Annotated in this window: 20 protein-coding genes; 9 read left to right on the top strand and 11 right to left on the bottom strand. The window is 65.6% G+C overall.

Annotated elements, in window-relative coordinates:
* Positions 1 to 41: 41 nt before the first annotated feature.
* From AC51BJ_RS06465 to AC51BJ_RS06450, 4 genes are read right to left on the bottom strand one after another with little or no spacing between them, the layout of a single operon-like run.
* Positions 42 to 2,984: a valine--tRNA ligase gene (locus AC51BJ_RS06465; protein WP_496279686.1), complete on the bottom strand. Its 2,943-nt coding sequence runs from the start codon at positions 2,982 to 2,984 to the stop codon at positions 42 to 44.
* A 29-nt stretch (positions 2,985 to 3,013) separates the two neighbouring features.
* Positions 3,014 to 3,628, bottom strand: a complete 615-nt coding sequence (locus tag AC51BJ_RS06460) for a hypothetical protein (RefSeq protein WP_019919424.1) — start codon at positions 3,626 to 3,628, stop codon at positions 3,014 to 3,016.
* The gene (locus tag AC51BJ_RS06455) at positions 3,625 to 4,044 is read right to left on the bottom strand and encodes a DNA polymerase III subunit chi (RefSeq protein WP_496279685.1); all 420 of its coding nucleotides are present in this window, start codon (positions 4,042 to 4,044) and stop codon (positions 3,625 to 3,627) included. The genes AC51BJ_RS06460 and AC51BJ_RS06455 overlap by 4 nt, the downstream gene beginning before the upstream one ends.
* Positions 4,045 to 4,051: 7 nt before the next feature.
* The gene (locus AC51BJ_RS06450) at positions 4,052 to 5,545 is read right to left on the bottom strand and encodes a leucyl aminopeptidase (RefSeq protein WP_430433016.1); all 1,494 of its coding nucleotides are present in this window, start codon (positions 5,543 to 5,545) and stop codon (positions 4,052 to 4,054) included.
* Positions 5,546 to 5,671: 126 nt separating this feature from the next.
* Between AC51BJ_RS06450 and lptF the strand changes: the two genes are divergently transcribed.
* Complete coding sequence (lptF, locus tag AC51BJ_RS06445; RefSeq protein WP_020163605.1) at positions 5,672 to 6,754, top strand: LPS export ABC transporter permease LptF; 1,083 nt, start codon at positions 5,672 to 5,674, stop codon at positions 6,752 to 6,754.
* 3 nt (positions 6,755 to 6,757) lie between these two features.
* Positions 6,758 to 7,831 (top strand): LPS export ABC transporter permease LptG, encoded by a 1,074-nt coding sequence (gene lptG / locus AC51BJ_RS06440; RefSeq protein ID WP_430433017.1) that lies wholly within the window; start codon positions 6,758 to 6,760, stop codon positions 7,829 to 7,831.
* A 9-nt stretch (positions 7,832 to 7,840) separates the two neighbouring features.
* Here lptG and AC51BJ_RS06435 read toward each other — a convergent pair whose 3' ends face one another.
* Genes AC51BJ_RS06435 through AC51BJ_RS06420 form a run of 4 tightly spaced genes read right to left on the bottom strand, consistent with a single transcriptional unit; the run spans position 7,841 to position 9,766 of the window.
* Positions 7,841 to 8,272 (bottom strand): RDD family protein, encoded by a 432-nt coding sequence (locus AC51BJ_RS06435; RefSeq protein ID WP_020163607.1) that lies wholly within the window; start codon positions 8,270 to 8,272, stop codon positions 7,841 to 7,843.
* 53 nt (positions 8,273 to 8,325) lie between these two features.
* Positions 8,326 to 8,778, bottom strand: a complete 453-nt coding sequence (locus tag AC51BJ_RS06430; protein WP_430433019.1) for a DUF3106 domain-containing protein — start codon at positions 8,776 to 8,778, stop codon at positions 8,326 to 8,328.
* On the bottom strand, positions 8,778 to 9,203 hold the full coding sequence (locus AC51BJ_RS06425; RefSeq protein WP_496279684.1) for a DUF3619 family protein: 426 nt from the start codon (positions 9,201 to 9,203) through the stop codon (positions 8,778 to 8,780). The genes AC51BJ_RS06430 and AC51BJ_RS06425 overlap by 1 nt, the downstream gene beginning before the upstream one ends.
* Positions 9,200 to 9,766 carry an RNA polymerase sigma factor gene (locus AC51BJ_RS06420; RefSeq protein ID WP_496279812.1) on the bottom strand — a complete coding sequence of 189 codons (567 nt, stop codon included), beginning with the start codon at positions 9,764 to 9,766 and terminating at the stop codon, positions 9,200 to 9,202. The genes AC51BJ_RS06425 and AC51BJ_RS06420 overlap by 4 nt, the downstream gene beginning before the upstream one ends.
* A gap of 138 nt (positions 9,767 to 9,904) precedes the next feature.
* On the opposite strand from AC51BJ_RS06420, the gene AC51BJ_RS06415 reads away from it, so the two are divergent.
* From AC51BJ_RS06415 to AC51BJ_RS06395, 5 genes are all read left to right on the top strand, one after another.
* On the top strand, positions 9,905 to 11,614 hold the full coding sequence (locus AC51BJ_RS06415) for an acetolactate synthase 3 catalytic subunit (RefSeq protein WP_019919415.1): 1,710 nt from the start codon (positions 9,905 to 9,907) through the stop codon (positions 11,612 to 11,614).
* A 154-nt stretch (positions 11,615 to 11,768) separates the two neighbouring features.
* A complete protein-coding gene (gene ilvN, locus AC51BJ_RS06410; protein WP_019919414.1) occupies positions 11,769 to 12,260 on the top strand; it encodes an acetolactate synthase small subunit in 492 nt (163 codons plus the stop codon).
* A 66-nt stretch (positions 12,261 to 12,326) separates the two neighbouring features.
* The gene (ilvC, locus tag AC51BJ_RS06405) at positions 12,327 to 13,343 is read left to right on the top strand and encodes a ketol-acid reductoisomerase (protein ID WP_008062093.1); all 1,017 of its coding nucleotides are present in this window, start codon (positions 12,327 to 12,329) and stop codon (positions 13,341 to 13,343) included.
* A gap of 296 nt (positions 13,344 to 13,639) precedes the next feature.
* The gene (gene pssA, locus AC51BJ_RS06400; protein ID WP_020163612.1) at positions 13,640 to 14,419 is read left to right on the top strand and encodes a CDP-diacylglycerol--serine O-phosphatidyltransferase; all 780 of its coding nucleotides are present in this window, start codon (positions 13,640 to 13,642) and stop codon (positions 14,417 to 14,419) included.
* Between the two features lie 130 nt (positions 14,420 to 14,549).
* Positions 14,550 to 16,094 carry a 2-isopropylmalate synthase gene (locus AC51BJ_RS06395; protein ID WP_304004042.1) on the top strand — a complete coding sequence of 515 codons (1,545 nt, stop codon included), beginning with the start codon at positions 14,550 to 14,552 and terminating at the stop codon, positions 16,092 to 16,094.
* 15 nt (positions 16,095 to 16,109) lie between these two features.
* On the opposite strand, the gene AC51BJ_RS06390 is transcribed toward AC51BJ_RS06395, so the two are convergent.
* A complete protein-coding gene (locus AC51BJ_RS06390; RefSeq protein ID WP_496279683.1) occupies positions 16,110 to 16,469 on the bottom strand; it encodes a DUF2069 domain-containing protein in 360 nt (119 codons plus the stop codon).
* A gap of 2 nt (positions 16,470 to 16,471) precedes the next feature.
* A complete protein-coding gene (wrbA, locus tag AC51BJ_RS06385; RefSeq protein WP_496279682.1) occupies positions 16,472 to 17,065 on the bottom strand; it encodes an NAD(P)H:quinone oxidoreductase in 594 nt (197 codons plus the stop codon).
* 30 nt (positions 17,066 to 17,095) lie between these two features.
* Here wrbA and AC51BJ_RS06380 point away from each other — a divergent pair, with 30 nt between their 5' ends.
* Positions 17,096 to 17,989 carry a YihY/virulence factor BrkB family protein gene (locus AC51BJ_RS06380; protein ID WP_496279681.1) on the top strand — a complete coding sequence of 298 codons (894 nt, stop codon included), beginning with the start codon at positions 17,096 to 17,098 and terminating at the stop codon, positions 17,987 to 17,989.
* Position 17,990: 1 nt separating this feature from the next.
* Here the strand turns inward: AC51BJ_RS06380 and AC51BJ_RS06375 are convergent, their stop codons facing one another.
* Positions 17,991 to 19,472, bottom strand: a complete 1,482-nt coding sequence (locus AC51BJ_RS06375) for a cyclic-di-GMP receptor FimW-related protein (protein ID WP_496279680.1) — start codon at positions 19,470 to 19,472, stop codon at positions 17,991 to 17,993.
* 166 nt (positions 19,473 to 19,638) lie between these two features.
* Here AC51BJ_RS06375 and pyrF point away from each other — a divergent pair, with 166 nt between their 5' ends.
* Positions 19,639 to 20,373, top strand: coding sequence for an orotidine-5'-phosphate decarboxylase (gene pyrF / locus AC51BJ_RS06370; protein WP_496279679.1), 735 nt, complete (start codon positions 19,639 to 19,641; stop codon positions 20,371 to 20,373).
* The last annotated feature ends 9 nt before the right edge of the window (positions 20,374 to 20,382 follow it).

Below are 20,382 nucleotides of genomic sequence, written 5' to 3'. Positions count from 1 at the left end.
CAATCCGCTAGCCCCAAATCCCTAGCCCCCAGCCCCTCGCGTCACCCCAACCGCCCCAGCTGCTCTTCCAGCTTGCTCAGCAGATCGCCGAAGTCAGCCAGACGCTTGCGCTCCTGATCGACCACGGCGGCCGGGGCGCGGCCGACGAAGCTTTCGTTGCCGAGCTTGGCTTCGCATTTCGCGATCTCGCCTCTGACGCGGGCGATCTCCTTGCCGACGCGCTCGCGCTCGGCGGCAACGTCGATCTCGATCTTCAGCATCAGGCGGAAGTCACCCACCACCTGCACCGGCGCCGGCGAATCCGGCAGCGCATCGCCGACCGCCTGTACTTCGCTGAGCTTGGCCAGCGCGGCGAGGTAGGGCGCGTAGCCGCGGATCGTGTCGGCCTTGCCGGCGGCCAGCAGCGGTACCTTGGTGGCCGGCGACACGCCCATTTCGCCACGCAGGCTGCGGCAGGCGTCGATCATGGTCTTCAGTTCCGCCACCCAGGCGTCCGCCGTCACGTCGATGCGGGTCAGATTGGCCTGCGGGTAGCGCACCAGCTGGATCGACTCGCTTTCCTTGCGCTCGGCGAGCGGCGCGACGGTCTGCCACAGCTCTTCGGTGATGAAGGGAATGAGCGGGTGGGCTAGGCGCAGCACGGTTTCCAGCACGCGCAGCAGGGTGCGGCGGGTGGCGCGCTGCTGGGCCGGTGTGCCGTTCTGCAACTGCACCTTGGCCAGTTCGAGGTACCAGTCACAGTACTCGTCCCAGACGAAGCGGTAGATCGCCTGCGCCACCAGGTCGAAGCGGTAGTCGCCGAACTGCTTCTCGACTTCGGCTTCGACGCGCTGCAGTTCGCTGACGATCCACAGGTCGGGCGCCTGGAAATGCAGCGGGCCGTCCGGGCCGCAGTCCTCGTTGCACGGCGCCATGCCGCAGTCCTGGCCTTCGCAGTTCATCAGCACGAAGCGGGTGGCGTTCCACAGCTTGTTGCAGAAGTTGCGGTAGCCTTCGCAGCGCTGCATGTCGAACTTGATGTCGCGGCCAGGGCTGGCGAGCGAGGCGAACGTGAATCGCAGTGCGTCGGTGCCGAAGGCGGGAATGCCGTCCGGGAATTCCTTGCGCGTGCGCTTCTCGATCTGCTCCGCCTGCTTCGGATTCATCAGGCCGGTGGTGCGCTTCTTCACCAGATCGTCCAGCGCGATGCCGTCGATCAGGTCTATCGGGTCCAGCACATTGCCCTTGGACTTCGACATCTTCTGGCCCTCCGCGTCGCGGATGAGACCGTGCACATAGACGTCGCGGAACGGAATGCGACCGGTGATGTGCGTGGTCATCATGACCATGCGCGCCACCCAGAAGAAGATGATGTCGAAACCGGTCACCAGCACCGACGACGGCAGGTAGAGGTCGAGCGCCGGATTGCTCTTCTCCGGGTTGCCCGGCTCCCAGTCCGGCGTCCAGTCCAGCGTCGAGAAGGGCCACAGCGCCGACGAGTACCAGGTGTCGAGCACGTCCTCGTCGCGCTTGAGCAGCGGCAGGTTTTCCTTGATCGCGTAATTGCGGCCGACTTCGGGCAGCGTGTCGCCGGACATTTCGCGCGCCATCGCGGTGGCGATGGCGAGGCGCTTCAGGTCCGGCTTCGATTGCGCGAGGTGTTCAAAATACTTCTGGTAGGCCTCGGCTTCGGAATGCGCGACGAACACGTTGCCCTGATCGTCATACCAGGCCGGAATCTGGTGGCCCCACCACAGCTGGCGCGAGATGCACCAGTCCTGGATGTTGTTCAGCCACTGGTTGTAGGTGTTCACCCAGTTTTCCGGGTGGAAGCGGATCTCGCCGTTCGCCACCACGTCGAGCGCCTTCTGCGTGATGCTCTTGCCGTCCTTGCCCGGCTTGCTCATCGCGACGAACCACTGGTCGGTCAGCATGGGCTCGATCACGGCATTGGTGCGGTCGCCGCGCGGCACTTTCAGCGTGTGCTTGTCGGTCTTCTCCAGCAGGCCGGCTGCTTCGAGGTCGGCGACGATGGCCTTGCGCGCGGCAAAGCGGTCGAGGCCGCGATATTTCTCCGGCGCGTTATCGTTGATCTTCGCATCCAGCGTCAGGATGGAAATCATCGGCAGTCCATGCCGCTGGCCGACCGCGTAGTCGTTGAAATCGTGCGCCGGCGTCACCTTGACCACGCCGGTGCCGAATTCGCGATCGACGTAGCTGTCAGCGATGACCGGAATCTCCCGGTCGGTCAGCGGCAGCTTCACCGTCTTGCCGATCAGCGCGCTGTAGCGCTCGTCGTCCGGATGCACCATCACGGCGACGTCGCCCAGCATGGTTTCCGGGCGGGTCGTGGCGACGGTCAGATGACCGGAACCATCAGCCAGCGGATAGTGGATGTGCCACAGTGAACCGGCTTCCTCTTCCTGCACCACTTCGAGGTCGGACACCGCGGTGCCCAGCACCGGATCCCAGTTCACCAGACGCTTGCCGCGGTAAATCAGACCTTCCTGATGCAGACGGACGAAGGTTTCGGTGACGATCTTCGACAGGCCTTCGTCCATCGTGAAGCGCTCGCGCGTCCAGTCGGGCGAGGTGCCGAGACGGCGCATCTGGCGGGTGATGGTGGAGCCGGAGTACTCCTTCCATTCCCACACCTTCTTCACGAATTCCTCGCGGCCGAGGTCGTGGCGGGAGATGCCCTGGGCGTCGAGCTGGCGCTCGACCACGATCTGGGTGGCGATGCCGGCGTGGTCGGTACCCGGCTGCCACAGCGTGTTGTCGCCACGCATCCGGTGATAGCGGGTGAGAGCGTCCATCAGGGTCTGGTTGAAACCGTGACCCATGTGCAGCGTGCCGGTGACGTTCGGCGGCGGCAGCAGGATGCAGAAGTTCGACTTGTTCGGGGTGTCGGTGTCCAGGCCGGCAGCGAAGTAGCCGCGCGATTCCCACTCGGGGTACCAGCGGCGTTCGATGTCGGCCGGTTCGAAGCTCTTGGCCAGCGTCATGACGGGTCTGCTTGGATGCAAACCCGCGATTATAGGGGCTGGTCGGGCTGGTCCGATGGTTCGACCGTGGCGTTGAGCACGGCCTGACTGCGGTTTTCGATGTCGGCGGCGATGGATTCACGCAGATCGAGTACTGCCTGTTCGCGGATGCGGGCTGTTGCACTCTCCAGTGCGGCGCCCAGCGCCGCCTCGAACGCCACCTGCATCTCGATGCTGACCAGCGCCGGCAGCGTGGTCGTGCACCAGTCGTCGATACGGCTCTGGATCAGCGCGGGCAGGTCGGAAAACTGCTGCGACAGTGCGTCGGAGGTCCTCTGCTGCAGACGTTCCCGGACTTCGGTGCCGACCGAGCGCGCAACCTCTCCGGTTACGCGTTCCGTCACGTCGGCGGTGACGCGTTCGGTCACCTCCGCGGTGACCCGCTCGGTGACTTCGGCCGTTACGCGCTCCGTGACCTCCGCGGTCACCGCCGCGGTGATTTCGGCGCTGCGGTCCTCGGGTTCTGGCACCAGGGTGTCGAGATCCACTTCCTCGGTCAGCAGCGGGATGCCGTCGTCCACCACGGCCGGGGCGACCCGGCCGGCGACGAAGGTGCGGCTGCGCCGCATCAGCGAATCGGCTCGGCCGATCAGGTCGTCGCTCATGCTTCAGCCTTTCTTGTCTGCATGTCGAATCCGCCCTGCCGGTAGCGTACGTAGCGCGTGCGCGCCGCGTCGCGGTCGGCGGGGTCCTGACTGACGATCTCGACGATGTGCGCGCGTTGCTCGAAACCGGCAGGCACATCGTGCGCCATGTTGAGCAGGATCGCATCGACCGGGGCCGACGCCGGATCGCGACCGATGCGCACCGGCGTCGCGTCGCTCAGCGGGTGGCCGTCGCGCACATGCGGAATGAAGGCCAGCGGCTCGAACACCCAGAGCATCTGATCGAGCCGCGCGGCCAGCGCATCGTTGTCGCAATGTATCCACACGCGACGCCCCGCGGCATGCCACTGCGCCACCAGCGCGCAGGCGTGGCGCAGCTTGTCGGGCGCGTCGTGGTGGAATTCGGCGACCGCCATGCGTGCCTCAGAGCTTGCCGGCGCGTTCGAGCAGGAAGTGGGTCAGCAGCGGTACCGGACGACCGGTGCCGCCCTTTTCCTTGCCGCTCTTCCAGGCGGTACCGGCGATATCCAGATGCGCCCACTTGAACTTCTTCGCGAAGCGGGCAAGGAAGCAGGCGGCGGTGATCGACCCGGCGGGGCGGCCACCGATATTGCCCATGTCGGCGAAGTTGCTCTTCAGCTGCTCCTGGTAATCCTCCCAGATCGGCAGGCGCCAGGCGCGGTCCCACGCGGTCTGGCCGGCGGCCAGCAGTTCGTCGGCCAGCGCGTCGTCGTTGGCCATCAGGCCGCTGGTGACATGGCCCAGCGCGATGATGCAGGCGCCGGTCAGCGTCGCGATATCGATCACGCAGGCGGGCTCGTAGCGCTCGGCGTAGGTCAGTGCGTCGCACAGGATGAGGCGGCCTTCGGCGTCGGTGTTCAGGATTTCTATGGTCTGGCCGGACATCGACTTGACCACGTCACCGGGCCGCGTGGCTGCGCCGCCCGGCATGTTCTCGGTGGTCGGGATGAGGCCGATCACGTTCAGCGGCAGCTTCATCGCGGCCAGCGACTGGAAGGTGCCGAGCACGCTCGCTGCGCCGCACATGTCGTACTTCATTTCGTCCATGCCTTCGCCCGGCTTCAGCGAAATGCCGCCGGTGTCGAAGGTGATGCCCTTGCCGACCAGCACGATGGGCGCCTCGTTCTTCTTGCCGGCGCGGTACTCCATCGCGATGAACTTGGGCGGCTGGCGCGAGCCGGCAGCGACCGACAGGAAGGAACCCATGCCCAGCTTCTGCATGTCGGCGCGGTCGAGCACGGTGACGGCGATGTCCGATTTCTTGCCCAGTTCGAGCGCCTGTTCGGCGAGGTAGGTCGGCGTGCAGACGTTGGGCGGCAGGTTGCCGAGCGTCTTGGCCAGCGCCATGCCGTGGCCGATTGCCTCGCCTTGGGCCAGTGCCTCGGCAGCGGCTGATGCCGCGGTTTTCTTGGGCAGCGTGAAGCCGAGTGCGGCCAGTGCGCGCGATTCGTCTTTCTTGTTGCGGGCGTGGGTGTCGTAGCGGTAGAGCACGTCGAGTGCAACGATCGCCGCCTGGCGCAGCGCACCGGCCGTGCCGACCTTGCGCGGGGCAACTTCGGCCAGCGTGCTCACCGCGTCGCTGGCGCCGGTATCGCGCAGCGCGCGCACGCTTGCGGCAACCGCGTCGCGATATTCCTTGAGGCCGAATTCCTTTTCCTTGCCGAGGCCGACCAGCAGCACGCGTTCGGCGGCGATGCCCGGCAGCTTGTGCAGCAGCAGCGTGCTGCCGGACTTGCCGTCCATGTCGCCGCTGCCGAGGATGTCGGCGATGCGACCCTTGCTGGCGGCGTCGAGCGCCGCGGTAGCGGCGGCCGGTTTGCGCGACTCGAACACGCCGACTACCAGGGCACCGGTGCGCAGTTTCTCGGGGCTGCCGCTCTTTATGCTAAATTCCACCCGCTTCTCCTCTATCAGTTCGCGCTGCTTCAAGTCGTCCGATTATCGGCGTGAAGCCGCGCGCGAGTCAAAAAAGAACGGCCTGACGCGCCTTTGCGCGAAGGCGTTCCGCACGGAGCCCCAGGCTTGATCTTCCAGCGCGCCGCCCTGCGCGAATTCGCCAGTACTGCTTTGACGGTGTTCGTCGCCCTGTTCGCGATCGTGCTGTCCACCCAGCTCGTGCGCCTGCTCGGACAGGCGGCGGGCGGGAAAGTGGCATCGGAAGCGGTCATGGCGCTGCTCGGCTTCGGCGCATTGCGTTATCTGGGCGTGATTCTGTCGCTGACGCTATTCATTTCTGTATTGCTGGCGATGTCCCGCAGCTGGCGGGATTCGGAAATGGTGGTGTGGTTCGCCACCGGCCTGCCTCTGTCCGCCTGGGTGCGGCCGGTGCTGCTGTTCGCGTTGCCCATGGTGATCGCGGTCGGGGTGTTGTCGCTGTATCTGGCCCCGTGGTCTCAGGTGAAAAGTGCCGAATTCCGCACCCGCATGAGCAACCGCGACGACGTGGCACAGATGTCGCCCGGCAGCTTCCGCGAGTCGTCGCAGGCCAACCGGGTGTTCTTCGTCGAGAGCGGCGACGGCACCGATGGTGCGGTCAAGAACATCTTCGTCAGCACGACCGACAAGGGCAAGGTCGGCGTCATCGTCGCCGGCGACGGCTACACGCAGACCATGGAGTCCGGCGACCGCTTCGTCGTGCTGCTGAACGGGCGCCGCTACGAGGGCGAGCCGGGCAGCCCTGAGTACCGGGTGATGGAATTCGAGCGTTACGCGGTGCGGATCGAGACGAAGGAGGCGCAGGGCGTCGAGTCACGCCCCTACCTGCTGACGGTCGAGGAATTGCTGGCCGACCCGACCGCACCGAACATGGGTGAACTGGCCTTCCGCATCGGGCTGCCGATCGCGGCCCTGAACCTGGCACTGCTTGCCATCCCGCTGTCTTTCGTCAATCCGCGCGCCGGGCGCGCCAACAATCTGCTGATGGCGCTGCTGATCTATCTCGTCTACTCGAATCTGCTGAGCATCACCCAAGCTTGGGTGTCACAGGGCAAGCTGTCCTTCGGCGGCGTGCTGTGGACGCTGCATGGCGGCATGTTCCTGCTGCTGGCCGGCATGTTCGCCTGGCGCATGTACGGCCACCTTCCGCGCACCTGGCTGGGCCGCTGACCGATGCTGATCCACGAACGTTACATCCGCCGTGAAGTCGCCCTGGCCACCCTGCTGGTGCTGGCGGCCTTCCTCGGGCTGTTCGGTTTTTTCGACCTGATCAACGAGCTGGACAATCTCGGGCGCGGCAATTACGGCCTGCAGCACGCGGTGATGTATACCGTGCTGACCATGCCCGGTCGCGTTTACGAAACGCTGCCGATCGCGGTGCTGATCGGCGCGCTGTATTCACTGACCACGCTGTCGCGCCATTCGGAAATCACCGTGCTGCGCGCCTCGGGGATGTCGACCGGCCGCATCCTGCGTCTGCTCGCACGCATCGGTCTGCCCTTCGTGCTGCTCACCTTCATCACCGGCGAATTTGTCGCGCCGCCGGCCGAACGGGCGGCGCAGGAGCTGAAGCTGTCCGCCCGTTCGCAACTGCTCACCGGCGAATTCCGTAGTGGATTCTGGGTCAAGGACGGCCACGATTTCGTCAACATCGGCAGCGTCACGCCGGAAGGCGTGCTGCGCAAGATCCGCATTTTCGAGTTCAACGACAGCCGCGAACTGCTGTCCGTGCTGGAGGCGGCAAGCGGCGGCTACGAGGCGCCGTCCGGATGGGTGCTCACCGACGTCATTCGCACCGACTTCTCGGAGAACGGTGCCAAAGTGAGCAAGTCGGACACGCTGGTGTGGGATTCCGATCTCAGCCCGGACGTGATGAGCGTGATGCTGGTCGTGCCCGAGAGGATGTCGGCGTGGAAGCTGTGGCACTACATCCGGCACCTGTCGGACAACAGGCAGGAAACCGGTCGCTACGAGATCGCGCTGTGGAAGAAATTCAGCTACCCGCTCGCCTGCTTCGTCATGCTGGCGCTCGCATTGCCTTTCGCCTACATGCACAACCGCAATGCGGCGGTCAGCATCAAGGTGTTCACCGGTGTGATGATCGGCGTGCTCTTCCACATGCTGAACGGCCTGTTTTCCAATCTCGGTGCGATCAACTCGTGGCCGCCCTATGCGGCGGCACTGACGCCGGGTTTCCTCTTCGTGTTCGCTGCGGCGGCCATGCTGTGGTGGGAGGACCGCCGCTGAGCGGTCCGTCTACTTGATGCGGATCACCCGGGTGCCGGCCAGTCTGTCGTGCAGGAACTGGCGGTCGCGATCGAACAGCGCCCAGAACAGCCCGACACCGCAGAACAGCAGCGACGGCCAGCTGAGCAGATAGCGCGCGAGCGCGCGTTTCAGTTCGGGCGGCCTGTCCTGCGTTGCGTCGACGACACGTATCCCCCAGGTCTGCATGGCCAGTGTCTGTCCGCCACGGCGCCAGTAGTGAACAAAGTACAGGCCAAGCAGCAGCAGGATGTGCAGCCAGGCAAACCAGCCCTGGGGCGCGAGTTCGAAGAACAGTCCGACGATCAGATAGGGCAGCATGAAGCCGGCCGCCAGCACGCCGAGCAGCAGCAGGGATTCGTAGAGCAGCGATGCGAGGCGCCGGCGCAGGCCGGCCGCCGGATAACGGGTCGTTTCTGACATGTGGAAGCGGTGCGGCGTTGCCGCATGAAGAAGTGGACGACGAAGCAGCCTGATTATTTGCGGACCGGCGCTGCGGCCGCCGCGCCCGGCGCCTTGCTGCCCGGGCGTTGGGCCGCGCCGAGCCGGCTGCGTTCCTCGGGCGACAGCCCTTCGTAGGCTTCCCATTGCCGGCGCAGCGTTTCGCGCTGGTCGGCGGGCATTGCCTGAAGGCGTTTGTAGCGCTCGCGTGCCTCGATACGCTCCTGCGGCGTCAGGCTGCCCCAGTAGCTCATGCGCGCGCGCATCCGCGACTGTTCCTCCACCGTCATCGACGGATAGCGGGCGGCGAGGTCGAGCCATTTGCGCCGGCGTTCGGCGTCGAAGCTGTCCCAGTCGGCGGCCAGCGGCGACAGGATGGCCTGTTCAGCCTGATCGAGCTGATGCCAGCCCGGCGCCCGGGTCTGTGCCGACGCGCCGGCGCAGGCGAGGGTGGCTGCAAGCAGCGCACCGGCAAACTTGCGTCGCATCAGGATCTGCCCTGGCTGTCGAGCCAGGCCCCGAAACCGCGATCGAGGTAGGCGTCGATGGGCAGGTCATCGGTCAGCAGGGCGCTGTCGATATCGAGGGATTCGTTGAAGCGCTCGTCCTGCGATTGCTGGCTGGCCAGGGCGGCGATCAGTGCGAGCATCAGGATGCCGACGGTCGGCGCCAGTCCGTCGCGCAGCCATCCGCCGCTGAGATTGCCCGGCAGACTGGCGAAACGGGGCAGCCACGCCAGTCGGCGCCGCGGCGTGGCAGCAGCCAGTGCCCGCTCGCGCGACTGGCGCAGGCGGAACACGATGTCGGGGGGCAGTTCGGTGCAGGAGGCTTCGAGCGCCGCGTGTGCGCGCTGGCCGATCGCGGCCTCGTCGGTCGCCGCGGACGGAAATGTCGTTCGAACGGTGGATTTCATAGCTTGATGCCACGCAGTTTGAGGGCGGCAGCGAGCGCGTGGGTCGCGCGCGAGCAATGCGTCTTGACGCTGCCTTCCGAACAGCCCATGACGGCGGCCGTTTCGGCAATGTCCAATTCCTCCCAGTAACGCATCAGAAAAGCTTCGCGTTGACGCGTCGGGAGGCGGGATATTTCACGCTCTATCAGAGCCATCACCTCGCTCTGTTCGAGGTTCTGCTCCGGCGTACGGCCCAGTTCGGACGGCTCGTCGATCACCATGTTGTCCAGCGGGTCGTAATCGTCGTCCTCGTCCGCGCCGGTAAAGGACGACAGCAGCGTAGTCCAGGTCGAGCGCACCTTGCGCCGCCGGAACATGTCGCGGATCACGTTCTGCAGGATGCGCTGGAACAGCATCGGAAACTCTTCCGCCGGGCGGTCGGCGTATTTTTCCGCGAGCTTCATCATCGCGTCCTGCACGGCATCGAGTGCGGATTCGTCGTCGCGCAGCGCGAATACGGCCTGTTTGAAGGCGCGCCGTTCGACCGCGGCGAGAAAGCCGGAAAGTTCTTCGCGAGATGCCAGGATGTGTCTTTCTCAGGGTGGGTGGCGATCGCTGCGGAGCGGGCGGTCAGGCCCGTGCGATGCCGAAAATGCCTTGACCGGGAACTGTGCGACAGCTACCCTTTGCGGCTTTTCCGGAATTTTTTTACAGGTGTGGCGATGCTTTTGACCGGAGCGGAAATTGTAGTCAGGTGCCTTGCGGAAGAAAAGGTCGAGTATGTTTTCGGCTATCCGGGCGGCGCCGTGCTGTACCTGTACGACGAGCTTTTCAAGCAGGACAAGGTCCGGCACGTACTGGTCCGCCACGAGCAGGCAGCGCTGCATGCGGCCGACGCCTATTCGCGGTCGACCGAGCGCGTCGGTGTTGCGCTGGTGACCTCCGGCCCCGGTGTGACCAACGCGATCACCGGCATCGCGACCGCCTACATGGATTCGATCCCGATGGTGATCATTTCCGGTCAGGTCCCGACCGCGGCCATCGGTCAGGATGCCTTCCAGGAGTGCGACACGGTCGGCATCACCCGTCCCTGCGTCAAGCACAACTTCCTGGTCAAGGACGTCAAGGACATCGCGACCACCATCAAGAAGGCCTTCTATATCGCCAAGACCGGCCGTCCGGGCCCGGTGCTGGTCGATATCCCGAAGGACATCACGATGGCCAAGGCCGAGTTCGATTATCCGAAGTCGGTCACGATGCGTTCCTACAACCCGATCACCAAGGGGCATCAGGGCCAGATCAAGAAGGCCGTCCAGCTGCTGCTGGAAGCCAAGCGCCCGATGATCTACGCCGGTGGCGGCGTCATCCTGTCCGACTGTTCGGAAAAGCTGACCAAGCTGGTGCGCACGCTCGGTGCCCCGTGTACAAACACGCTGATGGGCCTGGGCGCCTATCCGGCGACCGACAAGCAGTTCGTCGGCATGCTGGGCATGCACGGCAATTACGAAGCCAATATGGCGATGCAGTACTGCGACGTGCTGATCGCCGTGGGCGCCCGCTTCGATGACCGCGTGATCGGCAACCCGGCCGACTTCGCCCGTGTTGCGCGCAAGATCATCCACATCGACATCGATCCGTCGTCGATTTCCAAGCGCGTGAAGGTGGACGTGCCCATCGTCGGCAATCTGCCGGACGTGCTGGACGACATCCTGCGCCTGCTCGACGCGTCGAACGACCGCCCGGACAAGGAAGCGCTCGGCGAGTGGTGGAAGCAGATCGAGGAATGGCGCCGTCGTGACTGCCTGAAGTACAAGCAGAGCGACGAAGTGATCAAGCCGCAGTTCGTGGTCGAAAAGCTGTGGGAAGTGACCAAGGGCGACGCCTTCATCACGTCCGACGTCGGCCAGCACCAGATGTGGGCGGCCCAGTACTACAAGTTCGACAAGCCGCGCCGCTGGCTCAATTCCGGCGGTCTGGGCACGATGGGCGTGGGCATTCCCTACGGCATCGGCGTGCAGCTTGCCCATCCTGGCTCGCCGGTGGCGGTGGTGACCGGTGAAGGTTCGGTGCAGATGAACATCCAGGAACTGTCGACCTGCAAGCAGTACCGCATTCCGCTGAAGATCTGCAGCCTGAACAACCGGTATCTGGGCATGGTCCGCCAGTGGCAGGAAATCATCCACGGCAACCGCTATTCCGAGTCCTACATGGATTCGCTGCCCGATTTCGCCAAGCTGGCCGAGGCCTACGGCCACGTCGGCATCCGTGTCGAGAAGCCGGGTGACGTCGAGGACGCCCTGCGCGAGGCCTTCAAGCGCAAGAACGATCTGGTGTTCATCGACTTCCAGGTCGATCCGACCGAGAACGTGTATCCGATGGTGATGGGCGGCAAGGGTCTGACCGACATGATCCTGTCGTCCGAGGACCTGTAACGCAATACCCCGACACTGTCGTGCGCGGACCCCGGCAGCCATGCGTCGCCGGGTCCGCCTGACGGACTTACCGGTCTGTCAGGCAGCGGGCACCGGCCTCCGGCAGCCCGTCTTCGCGGCGGCGGTTCCTGATTTCCAGAAAGAGGCGCTCGCAATGAGGCATGTCATTTCCGTACTGATCGAGAACGAAGCGGGCGCGCTGTCGCGCGTGTCCGGCCTGTTCTCGGCGCGTGGCTACAACATCGAATCGCTGACCGTGGCGCCGACCGAAGACGGTTCGCTGTCGCGCATGACCATCATTTCCACCGGCTCGGACGACATCATCGAGCAGATCACCAAGCAGCTGAACAAGCTGATCGAGGTGGTCAAGGTGGTCGACCTGTCGGAAGCCGCGCACATCGAGCGCGAGCTGATGCTCATCAAGGTGCGCGCCACCGGCAAGGACCGCGAAGAACTGAAGCGCGTCGCCGACATCTTCCGCGGCCGCATCATCGACGTGACCGACTCGACCTATGTGATCGAACTGACCGGCAACACCGCCAAGCTCGATTCCTTCGTCGGCGCGATCGACAGTTCGCTGATCCTGGAAACCGTGCGCACCGGCGTCGCCGGCATCGGCCGCGGCGACCGCATCCTGCGCCTCTGATCCGCACACCGCATTCCGCTCCAGCCCGCAGCACCGCATAAACCTACACAGCACAAGGGAAAACCCATGAAAGTCTTCTACGACAAGGACGCAGACCTGTCCCTGATCAAAGGCAAGAAAGTCACCATCGTCGGCTACGGTTCGCAAGGCCATGCCCACGCACAGAACCTGTCGGATTCCGGCGTCAAGGTCACGGTCGGCCTGCGCAAGGGCGGCGCGTCGTGGAAGAAGGCGGAAGGCGCTGGCCTGAAGGTGAAGGAAGTGGCCGACGCGGTGAAGGGTGCCGATCTGGTCATGATCCTGCTGCCGGACGAGAACATTCCGCAGGTGTATTACGGCGACGTCGAGCCGAACATCAAGAAGGGCGCGACCCTGGCGTTCGCCCACGGCTTCAACATCCATTACAACCAGGTCATTCCGCGCGAAGACCTGGACGTCGTCATGGTCGCCCCGAAGGGCCCGGGCCACACCGTGCGTTCCGAGTACCTGCGCGGAGGCGGTGTCCCGTCGCTGATCGCCGTGTACCAGGACAAGTCGGGCAAGGCGCGTGACCTCGCGCTGTCGTACGCGGCTGCGAACGGCGGCACCAAGGGCGGCGTGATCGAAACCTCGTTCCGCGAAGAGACCGAAACCGACCTGTTCGGCGAACAGGCCGTGCTGTGCGGTGGTCTGGTCGAGCTGATCAAGGCCGGTTACGAAACGCTGACCGAAGCCGGTTACGCGCCGGAAATGGCCTACTTCGAGTGCCTGCACGAAGTGAAGCTCATCGTCGACCTGATCTTCGAAGGCGGCATCGCCAACATGAACTACTCGATCTCGAACAACGCGGAATACGGTGAGTACGTCACTGGCCCGCGCGTGATCGCTGGCGAAGCCCGTGCCGCGATGAAGGAATGCCTGGCCAACATCCAGAATGGCAACTACGCCAAGAACTTCATCCTCGAAGGCCGGACCAACTATCCGGAGATGACCGCCCGTCGCCGCCTGACCGCCGCCCACGAGATCGAGAAGGTTGGTGCGCAACTGCGCGGCATGATGCCGTGGATCACCAAGAACAAGCTGGTCGACCAGTCGAAGAACTGATTGGCGTCCCGCCTGGCCCGGCGGTTCCGGCACATCCGTGCCCGGGCCACCGGGCCTTTTTGCATTCCAGGCCGGGCGATGCGGGGCGCGCGAGGGGCACTCGCGTCATCATCGGACGCTTCCGCGATGCGCGTCATCCTGATACGTTCGGGGCGGCTCGCAGCCTGTCGTCAGTTCGCGGCGCCGGGGCGCAGTCTGTCCATGAAGCGGGCGTCGCGAGCATCGGGGGCCGAACCGGCCTGAAACGCAAAAACCGTGCGGCGGTGATCCCGCGCATGGTTCGTCGGAGTGAATGCATGTCCGAATACGACCCGCAATACATCAAGCCTGCCGATCCGGTGAAACGCCGGCGCGGCATCTACATTCTGCCCAACCTGTTCACGACGGCGTCGTTGTTCGCAGGTTTCTACGCCATCGTGCAGGCGATGAACGGACGCTACGAATACTCGGCCGTCGCCATCTTCATCGCCATGGTGCTCGACGGTCTCGACGGCCGTGTCGCGCGACTCACCCATACGCAATCGGCCTTCGGCGCCGAGTTCGATTCGCTGTCCGACATGGTGTCCTTCGGTGCCGCCCCGGCCCTCATCGCCTATGAGTGGGCCATGCGCGGTCTGGGCAAGTGGGGCTGGATCGCCGCCTTCATCTACTGCGCCGGCGCAGCGCTGCGCCTGGCCCGCTTCAACACCAATCTGGGTACCGTCGACAAGCGCTACTTCCAGGGCCTGCCCAGCCCGGCCGCCGCGGCGCTGGTGGCCGGCCTCGTCTGGGTCGCGACGGACAACGGCTACACCGGACCGGACATGCGCTGGGCGGCCTTCGTCATCACGCTGTTTGCCGGCCTGACCATGGTGAGCAACGTGAAATTCTGGAGCGGCAAGGACATCAACCTGCGCCGCAGCGTGCCCTTCATCGTCATTTTCGGCTTCGTGCTGGCCTTCGTCGCCGTGTCGGTCAACCCGCCGGTGGTGCTGTTCAGCCTGTTCGTTGCCTACGGCCTGTCCGGCTACGTCATGTGGCTGATCCGCTTCTCGCGGCGCAAGCCGCAACTGCCACCGACGCCACCGGAGGCCTGAGCCGGTACGCCGTTGTCGCGGCGCGGCCCGGCGACTATATTCGCGACCCTGTGCCGTTCGCGGCCAGCCGCCTGTTTGAAGAAACGACCTTGCGCGCCCGCCTCGCCGCGGACGCGCCCCGGAGATTGCAATGACCGACCGCCTCATCATTTTCGACACCACGCTGCGCGACGGCGAACAGAGCCCGGGCGCGTCGATGACGCGCGACGAGAAGCTGCGTATCGCCCGCCAGCTTGAGCGCATGCGCGTGGACGTGATCGAGGCCGGCTTTGCGGCCGCCTCCAACGGTGACTTCGAATCGGTGCGTGCGGTGGCTGAAACCATCCGCGAATCCACCGTCTGTTCGCTGGCGCGCGCCAGCGAGAACGACATCCGTCGCGCTGGCGAGGCGATCAAGCCGGCAGCCAGCGGCCGCATCCACACCTTCATCGCGACCAGCCCCATCCACATGGAGAAGAAGCTGCGAATGAGCCCCGACCAGGTGGTCGAGCAGGCGATCAAGGCGATCGGCTGGGCGCGCGAGTACACCGAGGACGTCGAATTCTCGGCCGAAGACGCGGTGCGCTCCGACATCGACTTCCTGGTGCGCGTGTTCACCGAGGTGATCAAGGCCGGCGCGAAGACGATCAACGTGCCGGACACCGTCGGTTACTCGGTACCGGCGCAGTGGGCCGAGCGCATGCGCATCCTGATCGAGCGCGTGCCCGGCGCCGACAAGGTGGTGTGGTCGACGCACTGTCACAACGACCTCGGCATGGCGGTCGCCAATTCGCTGGCCGCGGTGATGGCCGGCGCCCGTCAGGTCGAGTGCACCATCAATGGTCTGGGCGAGCGCGCGGGCAACGCTTCGCTGGAGGAGATCGTGATGGCCGTGCGCACGCGCCGCGACGTGTTCGGTGTCGAGACGCGCATCGACGCGACGCAGATCGTGCCGGCTTCGCGCCTGGTGTCGACCATCACCGGCTATCCGGTGCAGCCGAACAAGGCCGTCGTTGGCGCCAACGCTTTTGCGCACGAATCCGGCATCCACCAGGACGGCGTGCTCAAGCACCGCGAAACCTACGAAATCATGCGTGCCGAGGACGTGGGCTGGAATACCAACAAGCTGGTGCTCGGCAAGCACTCGGGCCGCAACGCCTTCCGCGCCCGACTGACCGAACTGGGCATCGTGGTCGAGTCGGAGGAGCAACTGAATGTCGCTTTCGCCGCCTTCAAGGAGCTGGCTGACAAGAAGCACGAAATCTTCGACGAGGATATCCAGGCGCTGATGAGCGACGAAGCGGTCACGCCGGAGCAGGAGCAGTACAAGCTGGTCGCGCTGAGCTCGCGCTCGGAAACCGGGGAACTGCCGCAGTCCGTGGTCACGCTGTCGGACGGCGGGCGCGAAGTGAAGGTGTCGTCCAATGGCAGCGGGCCGGTCGATGCGGCTTTCTGTGCCATCGAATCGGTGGCGAAGAGCGGTGCCGAACTGCTGCTTTACTCGGTTAACGCGATCACCACCGGCACCGATGCGCAGGGCGAAGTGACGGTGCGTCTCGCACTGGGTGGGCGCATCGTCAATGGCCAGGGCGCCGACACCGACATCATCGTCGCCTCCGCCAAGGCCTACATCAATGCGCTGAACAAACTGCAGGGCGTGCAGAAGCTGAATCCGCAGGGCGAAAGCCCGATCTGAACGACGGCGCGCCGGCTAGCGCGATTGCGCGAGCCGGCTCGGCGCGGTCAGCTTCGAGTAGAACAGGCAGCCAAGGAACAGCGCTACCGACAGCAGCGTATAGACGAAGGCCAGCTGTGCCGACGGGCTGCTGTCGGAAGTGGCGCGCACGATGCCCTCGGTGAAGTAGGCGAGGCTGAGCAGCGACATCCACTGATGGGTGTAGCGCTTGCCGCGCAGGATGCCGAACAGCGCGCCCAGCAGCGGCACTATCTTCAGCACCAGCCACGAACCGCCCGGTCGCAGCGGAGCCAGCCACAGCTCCCAGGCGAGGCCGAGCAGGATGAGGGCGATCAGGCTGGACGAGGCCAGCAGGTTCCAGTGTCGTGCGGTCATGGTCAGGCGGCGAGTTTGAGTGCGGTCAGCGCAAGCCGGTGGCCGAGCGCAAAGGCGAGTCGTGCTTCGGCTTCCGACAGCTGCGTCCGCCCGTCGTGCCCGCTCACGTGGCTGGCGCCGTAGGGCGTGCCACCGTCCGGCGTGGTCGACAGATCGGGTTCGGAATAGGGCAGGCCGACTACGAGCATGCCGTGGTGCAGCAGCGGCAGCATCATGCTCAGCAGGGTGCTTTCCTGCCCGCCGTGCATGGACGTGGTCGAGGTGAACACCGCGGCTGGTTTGCCGGCGAGCGCACCGGCCAGCCACTGCGGGCTGGTGCCGTCAAGAAAGTACTTCAGCGGCGCGGCCATGTTGCCGAAGCGGGTCGGACTGCCGAGGGCGAGGCCGATGCATTCGTCGAGGTCGCGGGCTTCCGCATAGGGCGCGCCGCTGTCCGGTACGGCCGCAGCGGTCGCCTCGCAGACGGTCGATACCGGCGGCACGGTACGCAGGCGTGCCGCCGCGCCGTCGACCGAATCGATGCCGCGGCCGATCTGGCGTGCCAGGTTCAGCGTGGATCCGTAGCGGCTGTAGTAGAGGACGAGAATTTCTTTCAATGCGGGCCATCCAGCAGAATGAGGCCCGGAGTGTACAGCTTTGCCGGTCCCGATCTGCTGACGGGCCTGCCACCTTCCCTGATGTCTTCACCGCTGATCGATCTTCTGATTCGTCCTTTTCACGTGCTGGGTGCAGCCGCATCGCGACACCGCGAGGGCCGCGCCGCGCAGTCGGCGGCCGCGCTCGCGTTCGCCTTGCTGTTCGCGCTGGTGCCGCTGATCGTACTGGTGCGTCAGCTGTCCGTCTGGCTGCCGGACGCGCTGCAGTTCGGCAAGCCGCTGCAGGCTTACCTTACCGGCTCCTTGCTGCCGGACGACGCAGGCTCGTCGGTCGTGCGCCACGCGACGCGCTTCGTCGCCAAGGCGCGGCGGCTGTCGCTGGTCGATCTGCTGCTCCTGCTCGGCAGTGCCTGGGTGTGGGTGCGCACCGCCGACCACGCGCTCAATGCGATGTGGCCGCAGCGACCGCCCCGGCGGCTACGGCGCACTGCGCTGATCTATCTGGCGCTGCCGGTACTCGCTCCGTTCGCGCTCGGCGCCGGCACGGCGCTGAGCCTCTACCTCGTCACCGCCTCGCTCGGCATGGTGAATGAACCGGCCTGGGTCAAGGTTTTCCTGCTGCGCAGTGCGGCAGCGCTGGTCACCGCCGGTTTCCTGCTTTTGCTCTACCGCACCCTGCCGCGCGCCGCCGTCGGCCTGCGCCCCGCGCTGTGGGGCGCCGTCGTGGCAACCGCGCTGCTCACGCTGATGCAGAAGGTGCTCAGTCTGTACATCGAGCACATGCCCGGTTATGCGGTGGTCTATGGCGCGCTGGCCACGCTGCCGGTTTTTCTGCTCTGGCTCTACCTGTTCTGGTCCATCGTGCTGTTCGGCGCGGCGGTGACCGCCGTGCTGCACGACCGGAGCGTGCGGCACTCCGGGTGACTCAGGGGCGGCTGGCAGGATCGGACCGACCACCGCTCATGTTGGCGCTCATTTCCTCGATCTCGAACAGTTCGAAGGCCTGCGTCTGCAGGTCGAGATCGGACAGGCGGGCGTCGCCGAGCCGGTAGCGTCCGCCCGAGTTGTGTGCGATGAGCATGTCCCGGCCATTGGCTTCTCCGGGCGGCAGCATGATGCAGGGGTGCGGGCGGTGACTGGTGAGCGGCGGCAGTCGCAGCGCGGGTACGGCGGCGCGCGACCCCGATGCCTCGAACACGACGGTCGCCGCCTGGGCGCCGTGGCTGAGCAGTTCCACCCCGACATCGATGGCGCCCGCACTGGCGCTGCGCGCCCAGCGCACGACGCAGATCATCCAGTTGCGACTGCCGCTGCCCTTGATCAGCACCGGCAGGCCGGGCCGGACCAGACCGGTCGGGCCGGTATCGAGGCGCAGCGCGAAACCGTTCGGGCTGTCGTTGAGCAAGGTCCAGCCGGTGGTCTGGTTGTCCCAGTCGGCGGCTGGATCGCGCCGTTCGAGCAGGTGCCATATCGCGTCGAAGCCGATCAGCATGCGTATCGCCTGGCCACGTTCGCGTCGTGCGTGCTGGCGTCGCGGCATCGCCATCCAGCGCGCCTGCAGGCGGCGTAGCAGACGTCGCGTGCGCGTCTGACCGAGACAGGCGGGCAGGTACATGTCGGCAACGTTGCCGCCTTCGTCGATCAGGTCGAGATGATGGGCCAGCACCTGACCGAGCCGCTGGCAGGAGCAGTAGAGGATGTGCGGACCGCGTTCCGGATCGGGCGCCGCCCGCAGCAGCGGCGTCGGGCCGTGATCGTGCTCGTCGTCTATCCAGAACCAGGAATCGAGGTCGCGATGCGGCGGGTTCGACTGGATCTGTACCGCGCCGGAATAGCTGCGCACGTAGTCGGCGATGTTGAAGAAATCGGCTGGCGCCAGGTGCGGCGGCTGGGCCAGTTCGAGCGCGATCAATTCGCGGTGCAGCTGTTCGGCGTCCGCCGAGCCGGCGATCTGGGTGGCCGGCGTGGCCATCATGCGGGCGTGCATCAGCAGGGCGTGCGCCGTTGTCCACATGCCTGGCGGTACGTCGGCTGCGGTCAGCGTGCGCAGGGCATAGACGTCGAGCAGGCAGAGCATGGCGTGCCCGGCCGCGCGCGACGGCTTGTGTGCGGCGCGCGCCTGCAGGGCGTCGAGATAGCTGCGCGCAATCTGCATCACCGCGTCGCACAGCAGATCGGCGGCATCGCGCAGCGTGGCCGGCACCGGCAGCGCGCTGGCGGCAAGCTGCGGTTTCAGTGCCGTTGCGCAGGCCAGCGCGCGGTCATGGAAGATGTCGAGCACGCGTACCCGCGCCGGCGCGTCCATGCGCGCCTGGGCAAGTACGCCGAGGCAGGTGGCCAGCGCGGCCGCCTCGTGCCCGGGATCGCCGGCGGCGGGTGTTGCCAGCCAGTCGAGTACTGTCCGCAATGGATCCCCGGTCTTTGCCGAGCGCAAAAGGCTGTCGGGCGCGGCAGTAACGGGGGCAGGGGCGGACATCGGGGTGGGGCGCAAGGACGTGTAGAGCGCTGATTCTAGTAAACTCGTGTTTTGTCTGCGCAGGCCATACGCCTCACTTTCCGTCCGCACCATGAACATGCCTAATTCCTCCGTCCAGTCCAAGGCCGCCATCGACCCCGCCGATCGGCTCATCGTTGCGCTTGACGTGCCCTCTGCGGACCAGGCGCGTGCCATCGTCGACCAGCTCGGCGACGCCGTCCGCTTCTACAAGATTGGCCTCGAACTGTTCATGAGCGGCAACTACTTCGAACTGCTCGATTGGTTGATCGCACGAAACAAGAAGGTTTTCGTCGACCTGAAGTTCTTCGATGTGCCCGAAACCGTGCGCTCCGCGGTACGCGCGCTGTCGTCGAGCGGAGCCACCTTCGCGACCATTCACGGCAACCAGGCCATCATGGAAGCCGCCGGCGCCGACAAGGGGGCGCTGAAGATACTCGCCGTCACCGTGCTCACCAGCCTGGATCGGGGCGACCTCGACGATCTGGGCTTTGCCTGCGATGTCGATGCGCTGGTGCTGTCGCGCGCTCGGCGCGCGCTGGCCGCGGGCTGCGACGGAGTCGTGTCGTCGGGACTGGAGGCGCCGCACATCCGCGCCGAACTGGGCGAGCGCATCCTGGTGGTGACGCCGGGCATCCGGCCGGTCGAGAATCGCCCGGTCGATGACCAGAAGCGCACGGTCGATGTTGCGCAGGCGCTGACCAACGGCGCCGACTATCTGGTGGTCGGGCGGCCGATCCGCAACGCGGCCGATCCGGCGGCGGCGGCCTGGCGCATGCAGGAACAGATCGCGCAGGCGCTCGGCCAGCGCTGATCGTCGGCA

The organism is Methyloversatilis sp. S146-33, assembly GCF_059552495.1.
Note: the sequence above shows the minus strand (reverse complement) of the source record. Positions and strands in the feature narration are given on the sequence as shown.